Origin of the sequence: Butyrivibrio fibrisolvens (genome assembly GCF_023206215.1) — a bacterium.
In the GTDB taxonomy this organism is placed as follows: domain Bacteria; phylum Bacillota; class Clostridia; order Lachnospirales; family Lachnospiraceae; genus Butyrivibrio; species Butyrivibrio fibrisolvens_C.
In genome coordinates this window covers 3,454,574-3,474,026 of sequence record NZ_CP065800.1, presented here as the reverse complement: position 1 = coordinate 3,474,026, position 19,453 = coordinate 3,454,574, and the positions used below count along the sequence as shown (strand labels likewise).

At 40.8% G+C, this 19,453-nt stretch carries 18 protein-coding genes and 1 pseudogene; 17 read left to right on the top strand and 2 right to left on the bottom strand.

The features are described 5' to 3' along the window. Positions 1–79 precede the first annotated feature (79 nt). Positions 80–895, bottom strand: a complete 816-nt coding sequence (locus I7804_RS14465) for a histidinol-phosphatase HisJ family protein (protein WP_248403977.1) — start codon at positions 893–895, stop codon at positions 80–82. A gap of 513 nt (positions 896–1,408) precedes the next feature. On the opposite strand from I7804_RS14465, the gene gap reads away from it, so the two are divergent. The 12 genes from gap to I7804_RS14405 all read left to right on the top strand — a co-directional run bounded on the left by gap (position 1,409) and on the right by I7804_RS14405 (position 13,289). Beyond that, positions 1,409–2,434 carry a type I glyceraldehyde-3-phosphate dehydrogenase gene (gap, locus tag I7804_RS14460; RefSeq protein ID WP_027203570.1) on the top strand — a complete coding sequence of 342 codons (1,026 nt, stop codon included), beginning with the start codon at positions 1,409–1,411 and terminating at the stop codon, positions 2,432–2,434. Between the two features lie 115 nt (positions 2,435–2,549). Then, on the top strand, positions 2,550–3,788 hold the full coding sequence (locus I7804_RS14455) for a phosphoglycerate kinase (RefSeq protein ID WP_092041040.1): 1,239 nt from the start codon (positions 2,550–2,552) through the stop codon (positions 3,786–3,788). 152 nt (positions 3,789–3,940) lie between these two features. Beyond that, positions 3,941–4,687 (top strand): triose-phosphate isomerase, encoded by a 747-nt coding sequence (gene tpiA, locus I7804_RS14450; protein ID WP_022752628.1) that lies wholly within the window; start codon positions 3,941–3,943, stop codon positions 4,685–4,687. A gap of 99 nt (positions 4,688–4,786) precedes the next feature. Then, on the top strand, positions 4,787–5,764 hold the full coding sequence (locus I7804_RS14445) for a hypothetical protein (protein ID WP_022757182.1): 978 nt from the start codon (positions 4,787–4,789) through the stop codon (positions 5,762–5,764). Between the two features lie 161 nt (positions 5,765–5,925). Then, positions 5,926–6,423: a metallophosphoesterase family protein gene (locus tag I7804_RS14440; RefSeq protein WP_248403976.1), complete on the top strand. Its 498-nt coding sequence runs from the start codon at positions 5,926–5,928 to the stop codon at positions 6,421–6,423. A 57-nt stretch (positions 6,424–6,480) separates the two neighbouring features. Then, a complete protein-coding gene (locus tag I7804_RS14435; RefSeq protein WP_022752625.1) occupies positions 6,481–7,005 on the top strand; it encodes a shikimate kinase in 525 nt (174 codons plus the stop codon). Between the two features lie 336 nt (positions 7,006–7,341). After that, positions 7,342–7,890 (top strand): TetR/AcrR family transcriptional regulator, encoded by a 549-nt coding sequence (locus I7804_RS14430; RefSeq protein WP_022757185.1) that lies wholly within the window; start codon positions 7,342–7,344, stop codon positions 7,888–7,890. Between the two features lie 30 nt (positions 7,891–7,920). Then, positions 7,921–9,300, top strand: coding sequence for an NAD(P)/FAD-dependent oxidoreductase (locus tag I7804_RS14425; RefSeq protein WP_248403975.1), 1,380 nt, complete (start codon positions 7,921–7,923; stop codon positions 9,298–9,300). A gap of 34 nt (positions 9,301–9,334) precedes the next feature. Next, positions 9,335–9,994 carry a (d)CMP kinase gene (cmk, locus tag I7804_RS14420; protein WP_074754368.1) on the top strand — a complete coding sequence of 220 codons (660 nt, stop codon included), beginning with the start codon at positions 9,335–9,337 and terminating at the stop codon, positions 9,992–9,994. Positions 9,995–10,247: 253 nt separating this feature from the next. Continuing rightward, entirely contained in the window at positions 10,248–11,108 is an 861-nt protein-coding gene (gene ispH, locus I7804_RS14415; RefSeq protein WP_022752621.1) for a 4-hydroxy-3-methylbut-2-enyl diphosphate reductase, read from the top strand. Beyond that, positions 11,083–12,216, top strand: coding sequence for a 30S ribosomal protein S1 (rpsA, locus tag I7804_RS14410; protein ID WP_092041021.1), 1,134 nt, complete (start codon positions 11,083–11,085; stop codon positions 12,214–12,216). The genes ispH and rpsA overlap by 26 nt, the downstream gene beginning before the upstream one ends. Positions 12,217–12,503: 287 nt before the next feature. Next, positions 12,504–13,289 (top strand): CheR family methyltransferase, encoded by a 786-nt coding sequence (locus I7804_RS14405; RefSeq protein WP_022752619.1) that lies wholly within the window; start codon positions 12,504–12,506, stop codon positions 13,287–13,289. Between the two features lie 189 nt (positions 13,290–13,478). On the opposite strand, the gene I7804_RS14400 is transcribed toward I7804_RS14405, so the two are convergent. Next, the gene (locus tag I7804_RS14400; protein WP_248403974.1) at positions 13,479–14,654 is read right to left on the bottom strand and encodes a ribonuclease H-like domain-containing protein; all 1,176 of its coding nucleotides are present in this window, start codon (positions 14,652–14,654) and stop codon (positions 13,479–13,481) included. Between the two features lie 444 nt (positions 14,655–15,098). Between I7804_RS14400 and rsxC the strand changes: the two are divergent. The 5 genes and pseudogenes from rsxC (at position 15,099) to I7804_RS14375 (ending at position 19,453) form a co-directional block, all read left to right on the top strand. After that, positions 15,099–16,418, top strand: a pseudogene (gene rsxC / locus I7804_RS14395) (electron transport complex subunit RsxC). A gap of 12 nt (positions 16,419–16,430) precedes the next feature. Continuing rightward, on the top strand, positions 16,431–17,381 hold the full coding sequence (locus tag I7804_RS14390; protein WP_022757191.1) for an RnfABCDGE type electron transport complex subunit D: 951 nt from the start codon (positions 16,431–16,433) through the stop codon (positions 17,379–17,381). Next, positions 17,378–18,046: an FMN-binding protein gene (locus tag I7804_RS14385; RefSeq protein WP_022757192.1), complete on the top strand. Its 669-nt coding sequence runs from the start codon at positions 17,378–17,380 to the stop codon at positions 18,044–18,046. Before I7804_RS14390 ends, I7804_RS14385 begins: the two co-directional genes overlap by 4 nt. A 1-nt stretch (position 18,047) precedes the next feature. Further along, the gene (gene rsxE, locus I7804_RS14380) at positions 18,048–18,872 is read left to right on the top strand and encodes an electron transport complex subunit RsxE (RefSeq protein ID WP_022757193.1); all 825 of its coding nucleotides are present in this window, start codon (positions 18,048–18,050) and stop codon (positions 18,870–18,872) included. Beyond that, positions 18,869–19,453 carry an electron transport complex protein RnfA gene (locus I7804_RS14375; protein WP_022752613.1) on the top strand — a complete coding sequence of 195 codons (585 nt, stop codon included), beginning with the start codon at positions 18,869–18,871 and terminating at the stop codon, positions 19,451–19,453. The genes rsxE and I7804_RS14375 overlap by 4 nt, the downstream gene beginning before the upstream one ends.

Below are 19,453 nucleotides of genomic sequence, written 5' to 3'. Positions count from 1 at the left end.
CTGGTACAAGCCTGAAATGCTATATTACAAAAAATAAAATGGGCTATCTATGAACATAAACACCTGATCAGGAAGAAGATCACAGGTCGTGGAAAACAGGCTTTCTGTCTTTGAAAGTACAATAAGATGTAAAGCCTGCTTTTAAGGCGGTCTTCCTGGCTCTGTCAAAAGCATATGCCACATGTTCCGGCTTATGAGCATCTGAACCAAATGTTATGATACGTCCGCCAAGCTCTTTGTATCTTGCAAGTATTTCGCCGCAAGGGTTGGGGTCGTTCATACCACTTTGGAATGATTTGGTGTTCACATCGAGACCTTTGTTTTCAGAAATAAGGATCTTCAAGATCTCATCAATTATATCGGAGAATTTTGTAAAGTTATAATCACTTTGACAAGGAATATATCTGACAATATAGTCAAGGTGCCCCAGAACATCGAAGTTATGGAATATTTTGATATTTTCCAAAGTACATTCATAAAATTCTCTTACGGCATCGTCTATGGATCTTCCTTCATAATATGAGGGGTAGTAAGGGTCTTTGTGGTGGCACAAGTGATTGGAACCTATAACAAATTCAAAAGGATATTTGGAAAGAAAATTTTCATTCTGTTCTGTTATCTGGGGCTGGAGCCCAAGTTCTATTCCATAGCGGATGGTGATCCTGGATCTGTATATTTCCTGTAATCTAAGGAAATCCTGTCTATAAGAATCTGCATCTATCTCAAAAAAACCTTCCGGGTTATCAGGCCCTATCGGATAGTCCAGATCCATGTGCTCTGTGAAGCATATCTCCTGTAAGCCCTTGTCTATCGAGCTTTCGATCATGTTCTTCATGGGAGCTGTGCTGTCTCCGGAATGTTCACTATGCATATGATAATCGGCAATAATATTCATGGATGTGGCCTTTCTGGGTGAGGAGTGTTTTCGTAATTGGATAAAGATATTATTGTGATAATACCATAAGTATGTAGATGTGGTCACTGTGCGATTTTAATATCTTTTAATGTCTTTTAAAGCGTTGTATAAAAAAGTTAATAAGATGAAAGAAAAACGATAAATAAAGCGTCGTATAAAGAGTCGTATAAAGTGGCATATAAAGTGCTGGTAAAGGGATATATATAGATATTATAACGTGTTTGCGTTGATTTATCTGTAAATGTTATCATAAAAACGATAACTTATCAGAACATGTGCTTTATTTTACTATATTGTAAGAGAATGGTCTAAGTTATAAGCAATTTTTAAACTTTTTACATTTGCAGACTTGAATTATTCTAATAACTTTTGTAGAATAGAAATTGCTGATAAAAATTTGTCAATCATGGATGGTTTCGTTTAAGAATTCCGTCTTTGAAATTGGAAATAGCAGCAATATAACCAAATATTTCATTTTAGGAGGAACTTAAAATGGCAGTTAAAGTAGCAATCAATGGTTTTGGCCGTATCGGTCGTCTTGCATTCAGACAGATGTTCGAGCACGAAGGAACAGAGATCGTAGCAATCAACGATCTTACAGCTCCTAAGATGCTTGCTCACCTTCTTAAGTATGACTCATCACAGGGCAAGTATAAGTACGCTGATAAGGTTTCTTACGGCGAAGATTCCATTACAGTAAATGGTAAGGAGATCAAGATCTACAAGGAAGCAGACGCTAATAACCTTCCTTGGGGCGAGATCGGAGTAGACGTTGTACTTGAGTGTACAGGTTTCTACACATCAAAGGAAAAGGCTCAGGCTCACATCAACGCTGGTGCTAAGAAGGTTGTTATTTCTGCTCCTGCAGGAAATGATCTTCCTACAATTGTATATAACGTTAACCACGAGACACTTACAGCAGATGACAACATCATCTCAGCTGCATCTTGTACAACAAACTGCCTTGCACCTATGGCTAAGGCTCTTAACGACTTCGCACCTATCCAGTCTGGTATCATGGCAACAATCCATGCTTACACAGGTGATCAGATGATCCTTGACGGACCTCAGAGAAAGGGTGACCTTAGAAGAGCACGTGCAGGCGCTGTTAACATCGTTCCTAACTCAACAGGTGCTGCAAAGGCTATCGGTCTTGTTATCCCTGAACTCAACGGCAAGCTCATCGGAGCTGCACAGAGAGTACCTGTACCGACAGGTTCAACAACACTTCTTTTCGCAGTTGTTAAGTCTGACAAGGAACTTACAAAGGAAGCAATCAACGAGGCTATGAAGAAGGCTTCTGATCCTGAGACATTCGGTTACAACGAAGACGAGATCGTTTCTTCTGATATCGTTGGAATGACATATGGTTCACTCTTCGATGCTACACAGACAATGGTTACAGCTATCGGCGATGGCCTCTATGAAGTTCAGGTTGTTTCATGGTATGACAACGAGAACTCATACACATCTCAGATGGTTAGAACAATCAAGTACTTCGAGAAATTCGTTAAATAATTATTTTTAACCTAGTTCTTGCAGGAGGTCCGGTCCAATAGGACCGAACCTCCTTTTCATTATCGGGCCTTGTACAGATCCGGTTCAATCAAATTCATTCAGGAGGAAATATACTATGGCACTTAATAAAAAGTCTGTAGATGATTTCAACGCAAAGGGCAGAAGAGTCCTTGTTAGATGCGATTTCAACGTACCACTTAAGGAAGGCAAGATCACAGACGAGACACGTATCGTTGCAGCTCTTCCTACAATCAAAAAGCTTATTGCTGATGGCGGCAAGGTTATCCTTTGCTCCCACCTTGGCAAGGTTAAGAACGGACCTAACGAAGGTGAGTCTCTTGCACCAGTTGCTGAAAGACTTTCAGAGAAGCTTGGCAAGAAGGTTAACTTCGTATCTGATTACAACGTAACAGGCGAAGCTGCTACAAAGGCTGTAGCTGAGATGGCTGAAGGCGATGTTGTTCTTCTTCAGAACACACGTTTTAGAGGCAAGGAAGAGACTAAGCCTGAAGATGCTGGTGAGAAGTTCGCACAGGAACTTGCTGATCTTTGTGATGACTATGTATGTGATGCTTTCGGTTCAGCTCACAGAGCACATGCTTCTGTATCAGTTGTTACTAAGTATGTTCGTGAAAAGGGCGGCACATGCGCAGTTGGTTACCTCATGCAGAAGGAGATCGATTTCCTTGGTAACGCAGTAGAGAACCCTGTTCGTCCATTCGTTGCTATCCTTGGCGGTGCTAAGGTTGCTGATAAGCTCAATGTTATCAACACTCTTCTTGAGAAGTGCGATACACTTATCATCGGTGGTGGTATGGCTTACACATTCCTTAAGGCTAAGGGATATGAAGTTGGTAAGTCACTTCTCGATGAGACTAAGGTTGATTATTGTAAGGAAATGATGGAGAAGGCTGATAAGCTTGGCAAGAAGCTTCTTCTTCCTGTTGATGCTGTATGTATCGACGAGTTCCCAAGCCCTATCGACAATCCTTCTATCAACACAACAGTTGTAGATGCTGATAAGATCCCTGCTGACAAAGAGGGTGCAGATATCGGACCTAAGACTATCGAGCTTTACTCAGAGGCAGTTAAGTCTGCTAAGACTGTAGTTTGGAACGGACCTATGGGCGTATTCGAGAACCCTGTTCTTGCTACAGGTACTAAGGAAGTTGCTAAGGCTCTTTCAGAGACAAGCGCTACTACAATCATCGGTGGTGGTGATAGTGCAGCTGCTGTTAACCAGCTTGGTTATGCAGACAAGATGAGCCACATCTCAACAGGTGGCGGTGCTTCTCTTGAATTCCTTGAAGGCAAGAAGCTTCCTGGCGTATATGCTGCAGACGACAGAGCATAATTTGCGCGAATAAGCAGAGTCAGATGAAAAACATGTAGATGGATGCTTGCATACAGATACATGTTTTCGAATATGACGAGCAACGCGAACGAGGAAATGCATAGCATTTTCGAGTCTGCTTATGAACAATCAAAATTCGGAGGAATAACATAATGGCACGTAGAAGAATTATTGCCGGCAACTGGAAGATGAACATGACACCTTCAGAAGCTGTAAAGCTTGTTGCTGAGCTTAAAGATTTAGTTAAGAACGACGATGTAGACGTAGTATACTGCGTTCCTGCAATCGACATCGTTCCTGTAGTAGAAGCTGTAAAGGGTACTAACGTAAATGTTGGTGCTGAGAACTTCTACATTGAAGATAAGGGTGCTTTCACAGGCGAGATCTCAGCTCCTATGCTTGTAGATGCCGGTGTTAAGTACGTTATCATGGGACATTCAGAGAGAAGAGATATCTTTGGTGAGAATGATATCCTTATCAACGCTAAGGTTAAGAAGGCATTTGCTGCTGGCCTTAAGCCTATCCTTTGCTGTGGTGAGTCACTTGCTCTTCGTAAAGCAGGTACTTACAAGGAATGGATTGAAAGACAGATCACATGGGATCTTGACGGCGTAACAGCTGATCAGGTTAAGAATCTCGTAATCGCTTACGAGCCAATCTGGGCTATCGGAACAGGCGAGACAGCTACAGCTGATCAGGCTCAGGAAGTTTGCGGATTTATCCGTGAGCTTATCGCTAAGCTTTATGATGATGCTACAGCACAGGCAGTTCGTATTCAGTACGGCGGATCTATGAATGCCGGCAACGCTGCTGAGCTTCTTTCAAAGCCTGACATTGATGGCGGTCTTATCGGTGGAGCAAGCCTTAAGCCTGACTTCGGTAAGATTGTTAATGCTTGATGCATAATGCTTTGAATTTGTAAATGTTTATTAAGAGCTGTTTTCTTTAGGTACTTCCTTTGGGAAACAGCTCTTTTTACTAGTGATATGAGGTTATCTATGAAGAAGGTTTGCGATTATTGTAATTCTCAATATGACGATACCTTGGAGAAATGCCCCAATTGCGGCGCACCCAATGATAATGTCCGCAAAGCGGTAGGCGTTCCGACAACAATTGAACAGCTTAAACAGTGGTATGTTGATCATCATCTGCCACCGGAAGATGTCACAAGATTTTTTATCGGCAAGGATATAAAAGAGCCCAAAGCATTCGGTATCTATAAGGATGATTCGGGAGATTTTGTAGTATATAAAAATAAGGCTAATGGACAAAGAGCAGTAAGATATAAGGGTGGCGATGAATCCTATGCTGTAAATGAACTGTATCAAAAGCTTAAGGATGAGATTGCAAGGCAGAAGGCTGATAATGCTGCCAGAAGATCCGGACAAGGTGGTAGCAGAGTCGGCAAAGCTATTAATAGAACCTGGAATTATATCATGTATGGCTTTTGGGGAATTATAGGACTTTCTTTTGCAGCAGCATATGCAGATGTATTTCAATATGCTGCTTTTGTAGCGGTTCCGGTCATACTCTTTTGTGCCTGGAGAGCTTATAAGAATCCGGCATACAATAAGAAAAATGTTATAAGAAATACTATTATTGCGATCATTGCTGCTATTATTGTGTCGCTTGTGGGTGTTTCATTGCAGCCGGCCAATAAAAATGGTTATTACTACATAAACGGTAATACCTACTATAGCCGCTATGATTCTTGGTATGCCTATGATCCTTATATAGATGACTGGTACTACTACGGAAGTGATCCATATATAGATTCAGGGTCTGAGTACACTGATTATTATGAGGGCTCGTCCTCATATTCTGATGATAGTATAGGAACTTCTTTTACAGATAGTGATTATTATGAAGAGAATTTCAGCTCCTCAGATTCCGATTCGGATTGGGACTCTGACTCGGACTGGGATAGCAACGATTCTTGGGATTCTGGCGGTTCAGACTGGGATTCCGACTGGTAATACTAATGATAAAAACAGGCTCTGCCTTGTGCTGTTATATCGGCATGGCGGAGCTTTTTTGTATATAAAAGTGCTGTAAGCAAGATTTTTGTATCTTTTGAGGACTATGTTATGTATAATAAGCCTTGGTGTTTAAAGATGCTGTTAGGAGATGGAAATATATGATAAAAGCACTTGTATTTAGTGATTCACATGGCAATCAGGCTTATATGAAGCAGAAGATCAAGGATGAAGCGCCTTTTGATGTACTGGTACATGCAGGAGATCTTGAAGATACATTGGAGAATGTACTTGGGCCTGTAGACTATCATACACATATAGTTAAGGGTAATTGTGATTATGGAAGAGATGTCCCTCTTGAGAAGATATTTAAACTGGGGGGAAGAACAGTGTTACTGCTGCATGGACACTCCCTTGACAATACACATTGTCATCCCGGGATGGATATGAACAGGATGGTGTATTATGCAAAGAGTAAGGGATGCGATATGTTGATCTATGGACATACACATATTCCTCACTATGAAGTCCTTGATGACGGCTTCATAATCCTTAATCCGGGCAGTATCTCTCTTCCGAGACAGTCTGATATGAACAGAACATATGCGATTCTTGAGATAGAGGACAAGGAAGTTACAGTAACGCACAAGCACTACTAAAATATTATCAAGATAGTTATCAAAATATAACCTTGAAACATGAGAGGCAGAAGATATATGAGCAGTGAAAGTAAGATTGGTGGCGACAATATAATCCTTATAGGTATGCCTGCTTCAGGTAAGAGTACACTTGGCGTTATACTTGCCAAGGTTCTGGGTTACAAGTTTATTGATTCAGATATACTCATACAAGAGCAGCAAAGCCGTAAACTTAGCCAGATCATAGAAGAAGATGGCATAGATTCTTTTCTTAAGATAGAGGATGATGTTAATGCTTCTATTGATGCAGACAGGACTGTCATAGCAACAGGCGGAAGCGCCGTATATGGAGAGAAGGCTATGCAGCATTTTAAAAATATCGGAAGAGTTGTATATCTTCATGTAGAATATGACCGCCTTGTAAAACGCCTGTCTGATATCAAACAGCGCGGAGTAGTAATCCGTGATGGCCAGACTTTTGAGCAGCTCTATGACGAACGTGTAAGACTATATAATAAATATGCTGATATAACAGTCACAGAGAATTGTGAAAATGTAGAAACAGTACTTGCAGATCTTATAAAAGAGCTTGGTGAAGCATGAAAACCGGTTTTATTATCGGTTTCAATAATCTGACGTAAGGGTCAAAAGTCATTTCGATTCGAGCTTGCTCGAAATCGAATATGAATTTATGACCCGCCAAACATGAGCAAAGTAGCACGTAGTGCGGATTTGCGAATGTTTGAGGATTGTGAGAGTTTCGAAGAAACGGAACAATCCGGTAGTCATATGGTGTCAAAAGGAACTTTTGACACCTACCTCATAATCTGCTTTGATCATCAACTCTTATAAACGTTATTGGCAGGGCTTTGACAATGCACCTTGACACAATGTAAAATAGATAACGGACGTTATAAATATTTCATAAGGGGGAGCACAATGTCACGCAAAGCCACAATAACACAAAAAGAGATTGTAAATGCTGCATTTAAGATCACCAAAAAAGAGGGGTATGAAGCAATAACGTCAAGAAAACTTGCCGCAGCTGCAGGTTGTTCGACACAGCCTATTTTCCGTATTTATGATAATATGGACGGGCTCAAGGAAGATGTATTTAATAAAGCTTCGCTTTTTTATGAAGACTATTATGCATCCTATCCTAAGAATAACAGTACGCCTTTTGTAGACCTTGGAATGGCATACATTGAGTTTGCTCAGAAATATCCTAACCTTTTCAGACTTTTGTTTTTGTCAGGCAATAATGATGAAGAGAAGAGTATGTATGCGCTTGTTAACGGTGGACAGGAATATGTTGTCAAGGAAGTTGACCGTGCAAGAAGCCAGGGCGTCAAAGAGCCTGAACAGCTTTTTATGAAGATGTGGATCTTCATCCATGGAAGTGGATGTATGGCTGTTACGGGAGATTATGACCTAAGTCATGACGATTCGATAGGGCTTTTGGAAGCTGCATATCAGTCGTTCAAATAAAGGACTATAAAAAATAAAGAAAAGATATATATGAAAAATATTGCAGTAATTGGCGCAGGCGCCGCCGGAATGATGGCGGCAGCCGCTGCAGCCGAAAGTGGCGCTAAAGTCACTATATACGAAAAAAATGAAAAAGCCGGAAAAAAGATATATATTACCGGTAAGGGCAGATGTAATGTAACCAACAATGTCGATACCGACATGTTCTTTGGCAATGTATGCCGAAATCCCAAATTTTTGTACAGTGCTGTTTATGCCTTTGACCATGACAGCGTGTGCGACTTTTTTGAGAAAAACGGTTGCCGTCTTAAGGTTGAGCGTGGAGACAGGGTTTTTCCTGTTTCTGATCATTCATCAGATATCATAGGAACGCTTGTTAGATATCTTCAAAGATTGCATGTCAAGATCTCATATAATAGTGAAGTTACAGGAATAGAATATGAGGATGATAAGGTAGTAGCTATAACTGTCGGCAGGAAGGAGAAGATACCTGTTGATGCTGTTATAGTATGTACAGGCGGTATTTCGTATGAGAGTACCGGCTCTACAGGTGATGGATACAGATTTGCACGTAAGGCAGGTCACAGCTTGTCACAGCCATTTCCAAGTCTTGTCCCTTTTGAAGTCAAGGAAGCCTGGGTTAAGGAACTTCAGGGCCTTTCTCTTAAGAATGTCAGCATTAAAATGGTTGCCTGTGAAAATGAAACTGAGGATGAAGACGCTAGGTTTGCTAACTCTAAAAATCTCGAAGTTAAGAAGCTTGGAGTTGTAAAAAAGGCAGAAATTCCTTCTGATAATGCTGTAGGCGTTGCAAGTTCTGAAAAGAAGAAAAAGAAAAACAAAAATTCCAAGAGTGTCTATGAAGGCTTTGGCGAAATGCTTTTTACACATTTTGGAATAAGCGGTCCGCTTATACTTACGGCTAGTACCCGCTATGAAGAAGGAACCAGATACAAGATCCATCTTAATCTGAAGCCTGCTCTTACCAAGGAACAGTTGGACAAGCGTATAATACGTGACTTTGAAGAGGGTAATAAGAAAGTCTTTAGGAATGTTCTTGGAGGTCTTTTTCCATCAAAGCTCATACCTGTGATAATAAATCTGTCTGGGATTGCACCTGACAAGAAGGTCAGTGAGATCAGTAAAGCGGAGCGTATGAAGCTTGTGGATCTGACCCAGGACCTTGTGATGACGGTTACAGGAACCAGAGGATTTAACGAGGCTATAGTAACTAAGGGCGGAGTTAATGTCAAAGAGATAGATTCTTCTACAATGGAGTCGAAGTTTCGAAAGGGCTTATATTTTGCCGGAGAAGTTCTTGACATAGACGCTGTGACTGGAGGCTTTAACTTACAGGTTGCATGGTCTACAGGGCATCTGGCCGGACTTTGTGCGGCTATGGAAGAATAAAAAATATGAACAGTTAACAAGGAGAAGTTATTAAATGAGTCATCAGATTGCAATAGACGGACCTGCAGGAGCAGGAAAGAGCACCATCGCGAAATTAGTATCAGGTAAGCTTGGATTTATCTATGTGGACACAGGAGCTATGTATAGAGCAATGGCTCTGTATCTTTCCAGAATGAATGTAAATCCTGACAATGCAGACGAAGTTGGAGAAAAGGCTCAGTCAGCTGAGATCACTATAAAATATGTTGACGGTGAGCAGGTTGTAATGCTTGGAGATGAGAATGTCAACGGTCTTATCAGAAGCCCTGAGGTAAGCGCTATGGCTAGTAGGACATCTCAGGTAGCAAGACTTAGAGAAAAGCTTGTAGAGCTTCAGCAGAAGCTTGCTGAGACCGAAAACGTAGTAATGGATGGTCGCGATATTGGAACAGTAGTACTTCCAAATGCTGATCTTAAGATCTATCTTACAGCAAGCGTACAGGTCAGAGCTATGAGAAGATACAAAGAGATGATCGCAAAAGGCCAGGAAGCAGTTCTTGAAGAAATAGAAAAAGATATAGAAGACAGAGATTATCGTGACATGCATAGAGAGGCATCACCCCTTAAACAGGCAGATGACGCAGTGTTGGTTGATACTTCTGATATGTCAATAGAAGAGGTTGCCGATAAGATAATTGAATTGTATAATAGCTAATGGCTTGCGACTTGTTGGGAACAAATAAATGTCTGCTGATAAGGTAATTATAAAGAAACAGATATAAAGAAACAGATATAAAGATCTGACTACCAATAAGTGATCAGATTAGGTATACTAATAGTATGATGACTCTGGGTTCTTTTATAGACTAAGTATCATGCATTAGTTGTCAAAATATGTCTATGGTACCTATATCATAGTATAACCAGGGAGTCATAGTAATACGTTCGCTGAGAAAGGAAGTTTTGGTATGGAAGTAATCTTAGCTGAACATGCAGGATTTTGCTTTGGTGTTAAGAAAGCTGTTGACACTGTATATGAGCAGGTAGAGCATAAAGATAAGAAAATTTATACATACGGTCCTATAATTCATAACGAAGAAGTTGTAAAGGACTTAGAGAGTAAAGGCGTTGAAGTTGTAAATAATGTAGATGACCTTTCAAATGTGTCAGAAGATGGTACAATAGTTATAAGGGCACATGGGATCCCTAGGGAAACTGAGGAGAAGATCAAGCAAAAAGGTATCTCTTACGTAGATGCTACTTGTCCTTTTGTAAAGAGAATACACAGGATAGTTGATGAGGAAAGTCAAAAAGGAAGAACCATTGTCATAACAGGTAATGCAAAACATCCTGAAGTTGAGGGTATCGTGTCATGGGCAAATGGACCGGTTTATGTAATCGAGAGCCTTGAAGATGCCCAGAAATTCGCACTTCCTGTGGAAACGGAGCTTACACTCGTCTCTCAGACAACATTTAATTACAAAAAATTTAAAGATGTAGTTGAAATTTTCAATGGCAAAGGCTACAATATTAATATTGTGAATACTATCTGTAATGCTACACAAGAGAGACAGACCGAAGCAGAAAAAATTGCTGCTGAGGCTGATGCCATGATAGTAATCGGTGGAACATCAAGTTCCAACACACGGAAACTGTATGAGATTTGCTCCGGCAAATGTAAGCATACATATTTCGTACAAACAGTAGATGACTTACCCAAGGATTTTCCTGAGGGTATATATAAAGTGGGAATTACCGCTGGGGCGTCAACCCCGAAGAATATTATTGAGGAGGTTCAGACATATGTCAGAACAGGAACAGACATTTGAGCAGATGCTCAACGAGTCATTCAAGACAATTCATACAGGGGAGGTCGTTGAAGGTACTATAATCGATGTAAAACCTGATGAAGCCATCCTCAACATTGGTTACAAGTCCGACGGTATTCTTTCCAGAAATGAGTACAGTAACGATAACAGCCTTGATCTTACAACAAAGCTTAATGTTGGAGATAAGATGGATGTCAAGGTTCTTAAAGCCAATGATGCAGATGGACAGGTAGTACTGTCATACAAGAGACTTGCTCTTGACCGTGGCAATAAGAAGATTGAAGAAGCTTTCAATAACAAAGAGACACTTTCTGCTAAGGTTGTACAGGTTCTGGAAGGTGGTCTTGTAGTAGTTGTTGATGAAGTTAGAATCTTCATCCCTGCAAGCCTTGTATCAGATACTTATGAAAAGGATCTTACAAAATATCAGGATCAGGAAATCGAGTTCGTAGTAACAGAGTACAATCCTCGCAGAAGAAGATACATCGGTAACAGACGTATGCTTATCGCTGCTGAGAAGGCTGAAAAGGCTAAGGAACTTTTTGATAAGATCCAGGCTGGTGACATTGTAGAAGGAACAGTTAAGAACGTTACAGATTTCGGTGCATTCATCGATCTTGGCGGTGCTGATGGTCTTCTTCACATTTCTGAAATGAGCTGGGGCCGTGTTGAGAGTCCTAAGAAAGTATTTAAAGTTGGCGATACTGTTAAGGTTCTTGTTAAGTCTATCGAAGGCAAGAAGATCGCCCTTTCCAGAAAGTTCGAAGATGGAAATCCATGGAAGAACGCTTCTGAGAAGTATGCAGTAGGTAATGTTGTAAGTGGTAAGGTTGCTCGTATGACAGATTTCGGCGCATTTGTTGAGCTTGAATCCGGTATCGATGCACTCCTTCATGTATCACAGATCTCTAAGGATCATATCGATAAGCCTGCTGATGTACTTAAGGTTGGTGATGAAGTAACAGCTAAGATCGTAGACTTCAACGAAGATGAGCACAAGATCAGCCTTTCTGTAAAGGCTATGCTTGCTCCTGAGAAGAAGGATGACAACGAAGATGTTGCTTCTGTAGATATCGATCAGGTTATCTCTGAGCAGACAGAAGAGTAATATTTAGTATTACTAATCTATCAATTTAATTGGTAAAGATAAGCTCCGATGGCGATAATGCTATCGGAGCTTTTTTATTTGCTTTTGGTGACGGAACTTAAAACTGAGGCTTAATTAATGCTTTTAATGTTGTTCTAATTATTTTGTCATGTTTCGTATTAATCTTTTGTATAGATCATCCGATATTCTTTATGTAGTATCTGTATAGTAATATATCGTGTGTCTTGACGACACGTATCTCTGAACATAAAAGCAGGGATATATATTCTTTGGAGGTTACAAGTATCATGGCTTATGATTATGAGTGGTTCAAAAAAGCAGTTTACGACCTGACCAAGATAGATCTGAATGCCTATAAGGAAAAACAGATGAAACGCCGTATAGATACTCTTATCGGCAAGTATGAGGTAAAAGGATACGACCAGTTCATGGATCTGATCAAGAAGGACAAAGAAGTACTTCATGCCTTTGTTACATATCTTACCATCAACGTATCGGAATTCTTCCGTAATCCGGATCAGTGGGCTCTTATGGACAAAGATATGGTTCCGGAACTAATGGGCAAGTTTGGCAAGAATCTTAAGATCTGGAGTGCTGCATGCTCGACAGGTGATGAGCCATATACTATTGTAATGCTCTTGTCACGCCATGTACCGCTTAATCAGATCAATATACTGGCTACTGACCTTGATTCTGTTGCTATTGCCAAAGCTAAGATGGGCATTTATGCAGAGAAGGAGATAGCCGGAGTTCCCAAGGATCTTAAGGATAAGTATTTTACCAAGAATTCAGACGGAACAGTAACTATCTCTAATGAGATCAAGAGCCGCGTAACATTCAAACAGGCAGACCTTTTAAGAGATCCTTATCCCAAGGATTATCACCTGATCGTATGCCGTAACGTTCTTATCTACTTCACAGAAGAAGCTAAGGATGAGACTTTCAGAAAATATTATGATTCGCTGGCTCCGGGAGGTATCCTGTTCATTGGTGCTACAGAACAGATAATAAATTATAAGGATATTGGATTTGTAAGAAAGAACTCTTTCTACTACGAAAGACCGAAGGGATAACTTATATCAGTATCTGGAATTGTTATCAAGGCTATGACCATAAGAAAATGTGCTCGTGTCTGGCTTGTATGACAATAGGATTTGGATTTGCTGAACCAATCCGGGACAAGACCTGGATTTTAACTGCATCAACTAAATTTTCCTCTGCAAGAGAAAAGCTCCGGTTAGCCTCCGGAGCTTTTCTTATTATCATTCAAAAAGGTGTGACAGAACATGACATGCGTACAGGCTCATGGCAGATCTGTTGACTTTGATATTGTCTGTCAATTCAAAATATAAGGCGTGTTCCTTGTATTCATGTTTGAAGAAAGGTGTAAATACAAGATCCCACTGCTTTAAAAACTGTCCGGGTTTCCTCGTGTAGCAGTTCTCTGCTTTGGCCTGAACCCGATGCGACCTTTCTACGAAGGAAGCTACAGACTTGTGCAGTGCCTGATCTTCGTCCGGAAGATAATAATAATCCTTATAATTTGAATAAAAGTATTTGAGTTCTTCTTCGAAAAGAGGAATTCTGAGATTTGCTGTATTTCCCTCTATGTTCAAAAATATTCCATCGAGATTACATTTAAACGGTACCGGAAGTTTGCATGAAAGTGAAAGCTTCATGAATATCTCTTTTTTCTCTGTGCCGTCCATATCTGTATAATAATTGGCCTGAACTTTGACAGCACGAAGGGGAAGCGTATCAGACAGTTCGGACTGCTGAGCGTCTGTTCGCATGTGAAGAGGAGGCATATTCTTGATGCTTTCAAAAAAGTCTACATAGTACAGGATAGGAAGCAGTTCTGACATTCCCTTGACATCATCCTCATTGTGAAGTAGGAGAAGTCTATAAAACTCTTCGTTCTTGGACTCCAGATACTTGTCGTAGATTTCTATGAGCTGGCCGCCTGTGAAGATGTCTTCACGATTTATTCCAAGGAACAGCTCTATCGTCTTTTGCTTACAGTTCTCGAGCCCCAAAACATCCTTGTAGGGTGATATGAGTTTGTATATATCAATTGAATTCATATTATCCAATTGATCTTCAATGCCATAGTGGTCACATTTTGCTTTGATATATGGAAGATCGAATCTGTTGCCGTTGAAATGGATCAGTGTATCATAGGTTGATGCGAACATCAAAAATGCATTCAGAATCTCTTCTTCATCATCTTTCTTATCTGCAAACCACTGGGCAAGGTGCCAGCTACCCTGTTCGTAGTAGGCACATCCTATAAGATACAGCTTTGAAGTCTTGGCAGAAAAACCTGTAGTTTCTATATCAATAAAAAGGGCTTTTTCGGGATTTTCTACCAGTTTATTGATTGGATACGGTGCGAGCATGACCGGTTTAAAAAGTATATCTTTTTGTATGATTATCATATTAACCTCTGGATTATAGTAAATGAACCGAATATATATGACTATAAGGGATTCTTATGACATATTTTATGATTCAATTACTATAGTAAACGATAATTGATCAAAATCAAAGTAATGATATTTTATCACATTGTACAAGGTAGTGCATTAGCAGTTGCTAACAATTCTTCTAAAATGTTTTTAAATATATATACAAACGATATAAAAAATGCCGATTATTCATCAAAATATAGATTGTAGTATATGGAATTTTTATAATTTAAGTCGTAAAATATTATTGTGATATTGGGAGTAAATACAATTATGTAAACCTTATCTAAATGGGAGACATTAAAGACTTCAAATATTATCACAGGTCTTGGAATGGTCTTAGTGCGAGGTTTACTATTTGTATATTTTCCGTATCATAGGCACTGATAAAATCATCAGAAAGAAGGGTAGGAAATGGCGCGACTAACGTTCGTAGGGGGAGTCCATCCATATGAAGGCAAAGAGCTGACTATGGACAAACCCATCAAAAGTGTTCTGCCTAAGGGTGATCTTGTATATCCGTTATCATAGCATATCGGAGCACCTGCATCCCCAATAGTGGCAGTAGGTGACCATGTTCTGACCGGGCAAAAAATTGCTGAGGCTTCAGGTTTTGTATCTGCTCCAATCTATGCGACAGTATCCGGAACCGTTAAGGCGATTGAGCCTAGAAGACTTGCGACCGGCGGAATGTGCAACAGTATCATCGTTGAGAACGATGGACTCTATGAAGAAGTTGAATGGCCTGAAGTAAAACCGTGGGAGGAGATGACCAGCGAAGAGATAGTAGCTGCTGTCAGAGAGGCCGGGGTTGTCGGAATGGGCGGTGCGGGATTCCCAACCGCTGTCAAATTATCCCCTAAAGAACCCGATAAAATCGAATACGTAATAGCTAACTGCTCAGAGTGTGAGCCTTATCTTACCTCAGATTATCGTCGTATGATCGAAGAACCTGAGCTTATTATTGGTGGTCTTAAGATTGCTGTATCTCTTTTCCCTAATGCAAGAGGTATCCTTGCGGTTGAAGATAATAAGCCTGAGGCTATCAAGAAGCTCCGTGAGCTTACTAAAGATGAACCCAAGATTGAGGTTAAGCAGCTCCAGACCAAGTATCCTCAGGGCGCTGAGCGTATGCTGATATATGCATGTACAGGCAGAAGTATCAACTCATCTATGCTTCCTGCAGATGCGGGATGTATCGTTGATAATACTGATACACTCTGTGCTATATATCGAGCTGTAACAGAAGGAAGACCTCTGATGGAGAGGATCGTAACCATTACAGGTGATGCGATCAAGGATCCTTGTAACTATAAAGTCAGGATCGGTACAAGCTATCAGGAACTTTTGGATGATGCAGGTGGATTCTATAAGACACCTCAGAAGATCATCTCAGGCGGACCTATGATGGGCTTTGCTGTATGGGATACCGAAGTTCCTACAACCAAGACTGCATCAGCTCTTACATGTCTTACAGAAGATGCTGTTTCTGCTATGGAGCCTACAGCATGCATTAACTGTGCTCGCTGTGTAGAGGCTTGTCCTGAACAGCTTATTCCCAAGAATCTTGCTGATGCTGTAGAGCATGGACAGACAGAGAGATTCCTTAAGGAATACGGCATGGAATGCTGCGAATGTGGATGCTGCTCATTTATCTGTCCGGCACATCGTCACTTGACACAGCTTATCAAAGGCATGCGTAAAATACAGCTTGCTAATCGCAAGAAGAAATAAGGGGAGGACAATATGAGCGAATTTAGAAATGTGTCGTCCAATCCGCATGTCAGGAGTGGCTCTACGACCACCAATATTATGCTTTGGGTGATCATAGGACTATGTATTCCGGCTGCGTTTGGCGTATTTAACTTTGGCCTGTATGCACTTGTTCTCATATTATTATCTATAGCTACAACAGTTATCACTGAGTATGTATATGAGAAACTTATGCACAAGCCTAACACTATAGGAGACCTTTCTGCAGTTGTAACCGGTCTTCTTATAGGTCTTAACATTCCAAGTACAGCTCCTTTCTGGCTTCCTATAATCGGCGGTATCTTCGCCATTGTAGTAGTCAAAGAGCTCTTTGGAGGACTTGGACAGAACTTTATGAACCCGGCTCTGGGTGCAAGATGTTTTCTCGTAATATCTTTTCCCAGACTTATGACAGATTTCGTTACAGATACTTATACAGGTGCAACACCTCTTGCAGCTCTTAAGGCAGGCGAGGAAGTTGACGTAATGAAGATGATCGAAGGTTTCACAGGCGGTGTTATCGGTGAGACTTCTATGATCGCAATCGTAATAGGTGCTTGTGTACTTATCATGGCAGGCGTCATCGATCTTAGAATTCCCGGATCATACATCGTTTCTTTTGCTATCTTCGTAATGATCTTCGGCGGACGTGGATGGAATCCTGCATACCTTTCTGCACAGCTTGCAGGTGGCGGACTTATGCTTGGAGCTTTCTTCATGGCTACCGACTATGTAACGAGTCCTATCACTAATGTGGGAAAATATATTTATGGTATAGTTCTGGGACTTCTTACCGGAATATTCCGTATCTTTGGATCAGGTGCAGAGGGCGTATCCTATGCTATCATCATTGGAAATCTCTTGGTTCCGCTTATCGAGAGATGGACACTTCCAAGAGCTTTCGGTATTCCGAAAAAATCACGCAAGAAGGAGGCAAAAGCATGAGTAATGAACAGACAGCCGATCTTAAGAAAAATGAGACCGGTGAAATGATCAAAAATGCCCTTATCCTCTTCGTGATCACACTCATTGCAGGAGTCTTATTAGGGCTTGTATATCAGATCACCAAGGAACCTATCGCTTACCAGAATGCTCTTAAGGTTGAGAAGGCCAATAAGGCAGTATTTGCAAGCGCAAGTTCTTTTGGACAGGACAATATCGTTGATAGCTCAAAGGCTAGTGAAGTCTTAGGTACATCAGCAGATTATTCAGGTGTTACGATTGAATCCGTCATAGAGGCTTATGATGGAAGCGGCAATGTTATTGGATATATCGTTCAGATAACATCCAAGGGATATAACGATGATATCGAGTTCTCTATGGGTATTACAACAGATGGAGTACTCAATGGAATCTCTCTTATATCCATCAGCGAGACTCCTGGTCTTGGTATGAATGCTGAGAAGGTATTGGTTCCTCAGTATTCTGTTGACGGCGGAATCGATGCAACAGTAACATATTCGGTTGTTAAGGACGGAACAGGCAAGTCAAGTCTTAATGACACCTCCATCGAAGCTATATCAGGTGCCACTATCACTTCCAAAGCAGTTACCAATGGTGTAAATGCCGGCCTTCTGTACTATACAAACGTTCTGGAAGGAGGTCAGTAAGATGAGTGAAAAAAGAAAAGGCGCTCTCGGGCTTCCTGCAGACACACCGCTTGAGAGATTTTTAAATGGTATAGTTGTAGAAAATCCTACGACAGTTCTTGTACTTGGTATGTGTCCTACACTTGCCGTTACAACATCTGCCATCAATGGTCTGTCAATGGGTCTTGCAACTACTTTCGTTCTGGCTCTTTCTAATCTGGTAATATCACTGCTTAGAAAAGTCATTCCGGATACAGTTAGAATTCCATCATTTATTGTAGTCATCGCTTCGTTTGTTACACTGGTAGACCTTTTGATGCAGGCATATCTTCCTGCTCTCAACGAAGCACTTGGCGTATATATCCCGCTTATCGTTGTTAACTGTATCATCTTCGGACGTGCAGAGTCATATGCCAGCAAACACGGCGCTGTACCGGCTCTTTTTGACGGACTTGGAATGGGACTTGGTTTCACATGTTCTATCACCATCATAGGTCTTGTACGTGAGCTTATCGGCGCAGGAACAGCTTTTGGTATTCAGCTCCTTGGCGAAGGAACAGTTGTTCCCGGACCTGTTGGTACATTCTTTGGAATGTATACTCCGATCAGTATCTTCGTACTTCAGGCAGGCGCATTCCTGGTACTTGGAACTCTTATGGCTACCATGAACAGGATCAACAGAAAGCGTGCCGAGAAGGGCAAGGATGTGTCCAAGTATAAAAGCGGCGGATGCATGAATGTAGATATGGAGATTCCTTCCAAGAAGGATGACAAGAAAGAAGCTTCTAAAGAAGAGTCTAAAGCAGAAGACAATAAAGAAGATAAAAAGGAGGAAGATGACAAATGAATGTAGTAAGTCAGCTTATAGGCATACTGATCATGTCCTCCCTGATCAATAACGTAGTATTATCACAGTTCCTTGGACTGTGTCCTTTCCTTGGCGTATCCAAGAAGGTTTCAAGTGCTGCCGGAATGGGCGGAGCTATCATATTTGTAATAACACTTGCATCTGCAGTGTGCGGACTTTTGTATAAGTTCATACTGGTTCCTCTGGATCTGGTATATCTTAATACTATAGTTTTCATACTTATAATAGCGATGCTGGTTCAGTTTGTTGAGATGTTCCTTAAGAAATTCGTTAAGCCTTTGTATGAGGCACTTGGCGTATATCTTCCACTTATCACAACTAACTGTGCTGTTCTTGGTGTTGCACTTCTTAACGTAACTAATGAGTACAATATCATCGAGGGTATAGTGAATGGATTTGCAACAGCAGTCGGCTTTACTATTTCCATTACGATTCTGGCAGGACTTCGTGAGAAGATGGAATACAATGATATTCCTGAATCATGGAAGGGAACACCGATTGTAGTTATTACGGCAGGACTTATGGCAATTGCATTCACAGGATTCTCAGTGCTTCGCTGA

What these genes read in the sequence shown, in the direction of transcription:
- I7804_RS14385 (WP_022757192.1), top strand. Translation starts at nt 17,378, where the DNA reads ATGAGTAATGAACAGACAGCCGATCTTAAGAAAAATGAGACCGGTGAA.
- I7804_RS14455 (WP_092041040.1), top strand. Translation starts at nt 2,550, where the DNA reads ATGGCACTTAATAAAAAGTCTGTAGATGATTTCAACGCAAAGGGCAGA.
- gap (WP_027203570.1), top strand. Translation starts at nt 1,409, where the DNA reads ATGGCAGTTAAAGTAGCAATCAATGGTTTTGGCCGTATCGGTCGTCTT.
- I7804_RS14465 (WP_248403977.1), bottom strand. Translation starts at nt 895, where the DNA reads ATGAATATTATTGCCGATTATCATATGCATAGTGAACATTCCGGAGAC.
- rsxE (WP_022757193.1), top strand. Translation starts at nt 18,048, where the DNA reads ATGAGTGAAAAAAGAAAAGGCGCTCTCGGGCTTCCTGCAGACACACCG.
- I7804_RS14445 (WP_022757182.1), top strand. Translation starts at nt 4,787, where the DNA reads ATGAAGAAGGTTTGCGATTATTGTAATTCTCAATATGACGATACCTTG.
- I7804_RS14425 (WP_248403975.1), top strand. Translation starts at nt 7,921, where the DNA reads ATGAAAAATATTGCAGTAATTGGCGCAGGCGCCGCCGGAATGATGGCG.
- cmk (WP_074754368.1), top strand. Translation starts at nt 9,335, where the DNA reads ATGAGTCATCAGATTGCAATAGACGGACCTGCAGGAGCAGGAAAGAGC.
- I7804_RS14400 (WP_248403974.1), bottom strand. Translation starts at nt 14,654, where the DNA reads ATGATAATCATACAAAAAGATATACTTTTTAAACCGGTCATGCTCGCA.
- I7804_RS14430 (WP_022757185.1), top strand. Translation starts at nt 7,342, where the DNA reads ATGTCACGCAAAGCCACAATAACACAAAAAGAGATTGTAAATGCTGCA.
- I7804_RS14435 (WP_022752625.1), top strand. Translation starts at nt 6,481, where the DNA reads ATGAGCAGTGAAAGTAAGATTGGTGGCGACAATATAATCCTTATAGGT.
- I7804_RS14440 (WP_248403976.1), top strand. Translation starts at nt 5,926, where the DNA reads ATGATAAAAGCACTTGTATTTAGTGATTCACATGGCAATCAGGCTTAT.
- tpiA (WP_022752628.1), top strand. Translation starts at nt 3,941, where the DNA reads ATGGCACGTAGAAGAATTATTGCCGGCAACTGGAAGATGAACATGACA.
- ispH (WP_022752621.1), top strand. Translation starts at nt 10,248, where the DNA reads ATGGAAGTAATCTTAGCTGAACATGCAGGATTTTGCTTTGGTGTTAAG.
- I7804_RS14375 (WP_022752613.1), top strand. Translation starts at nt 18,869, where the DNA reads ATGAATGTAGTAAGTCAGCTTATAGGCATACTGATCATGTCCTCCCTG.
- I7804_RS14390 (WP_022757191.1), top strand. Translation starts at nt 16,431, where the DNA reads ATGAGCGAATTTAGAAATGTGTCGTCCAATCCGCATGTCAGGAGTGGC.
- I7804_RS14405 (WP_022752619.1), top strand. Translation starts at nt 12,504, where the DNA reads ATGGCTTATGATTATGAGTGGTTCAAAAAAGCAGTTTACGACCTGACC.
- rpsA (WP_092041021.1), top strand. Translation starts at nt 11,083, where the DNA reads ATGTCAGAACAGGAACAGACATTTGAGCAGATGCTCAACGAGTCATTC.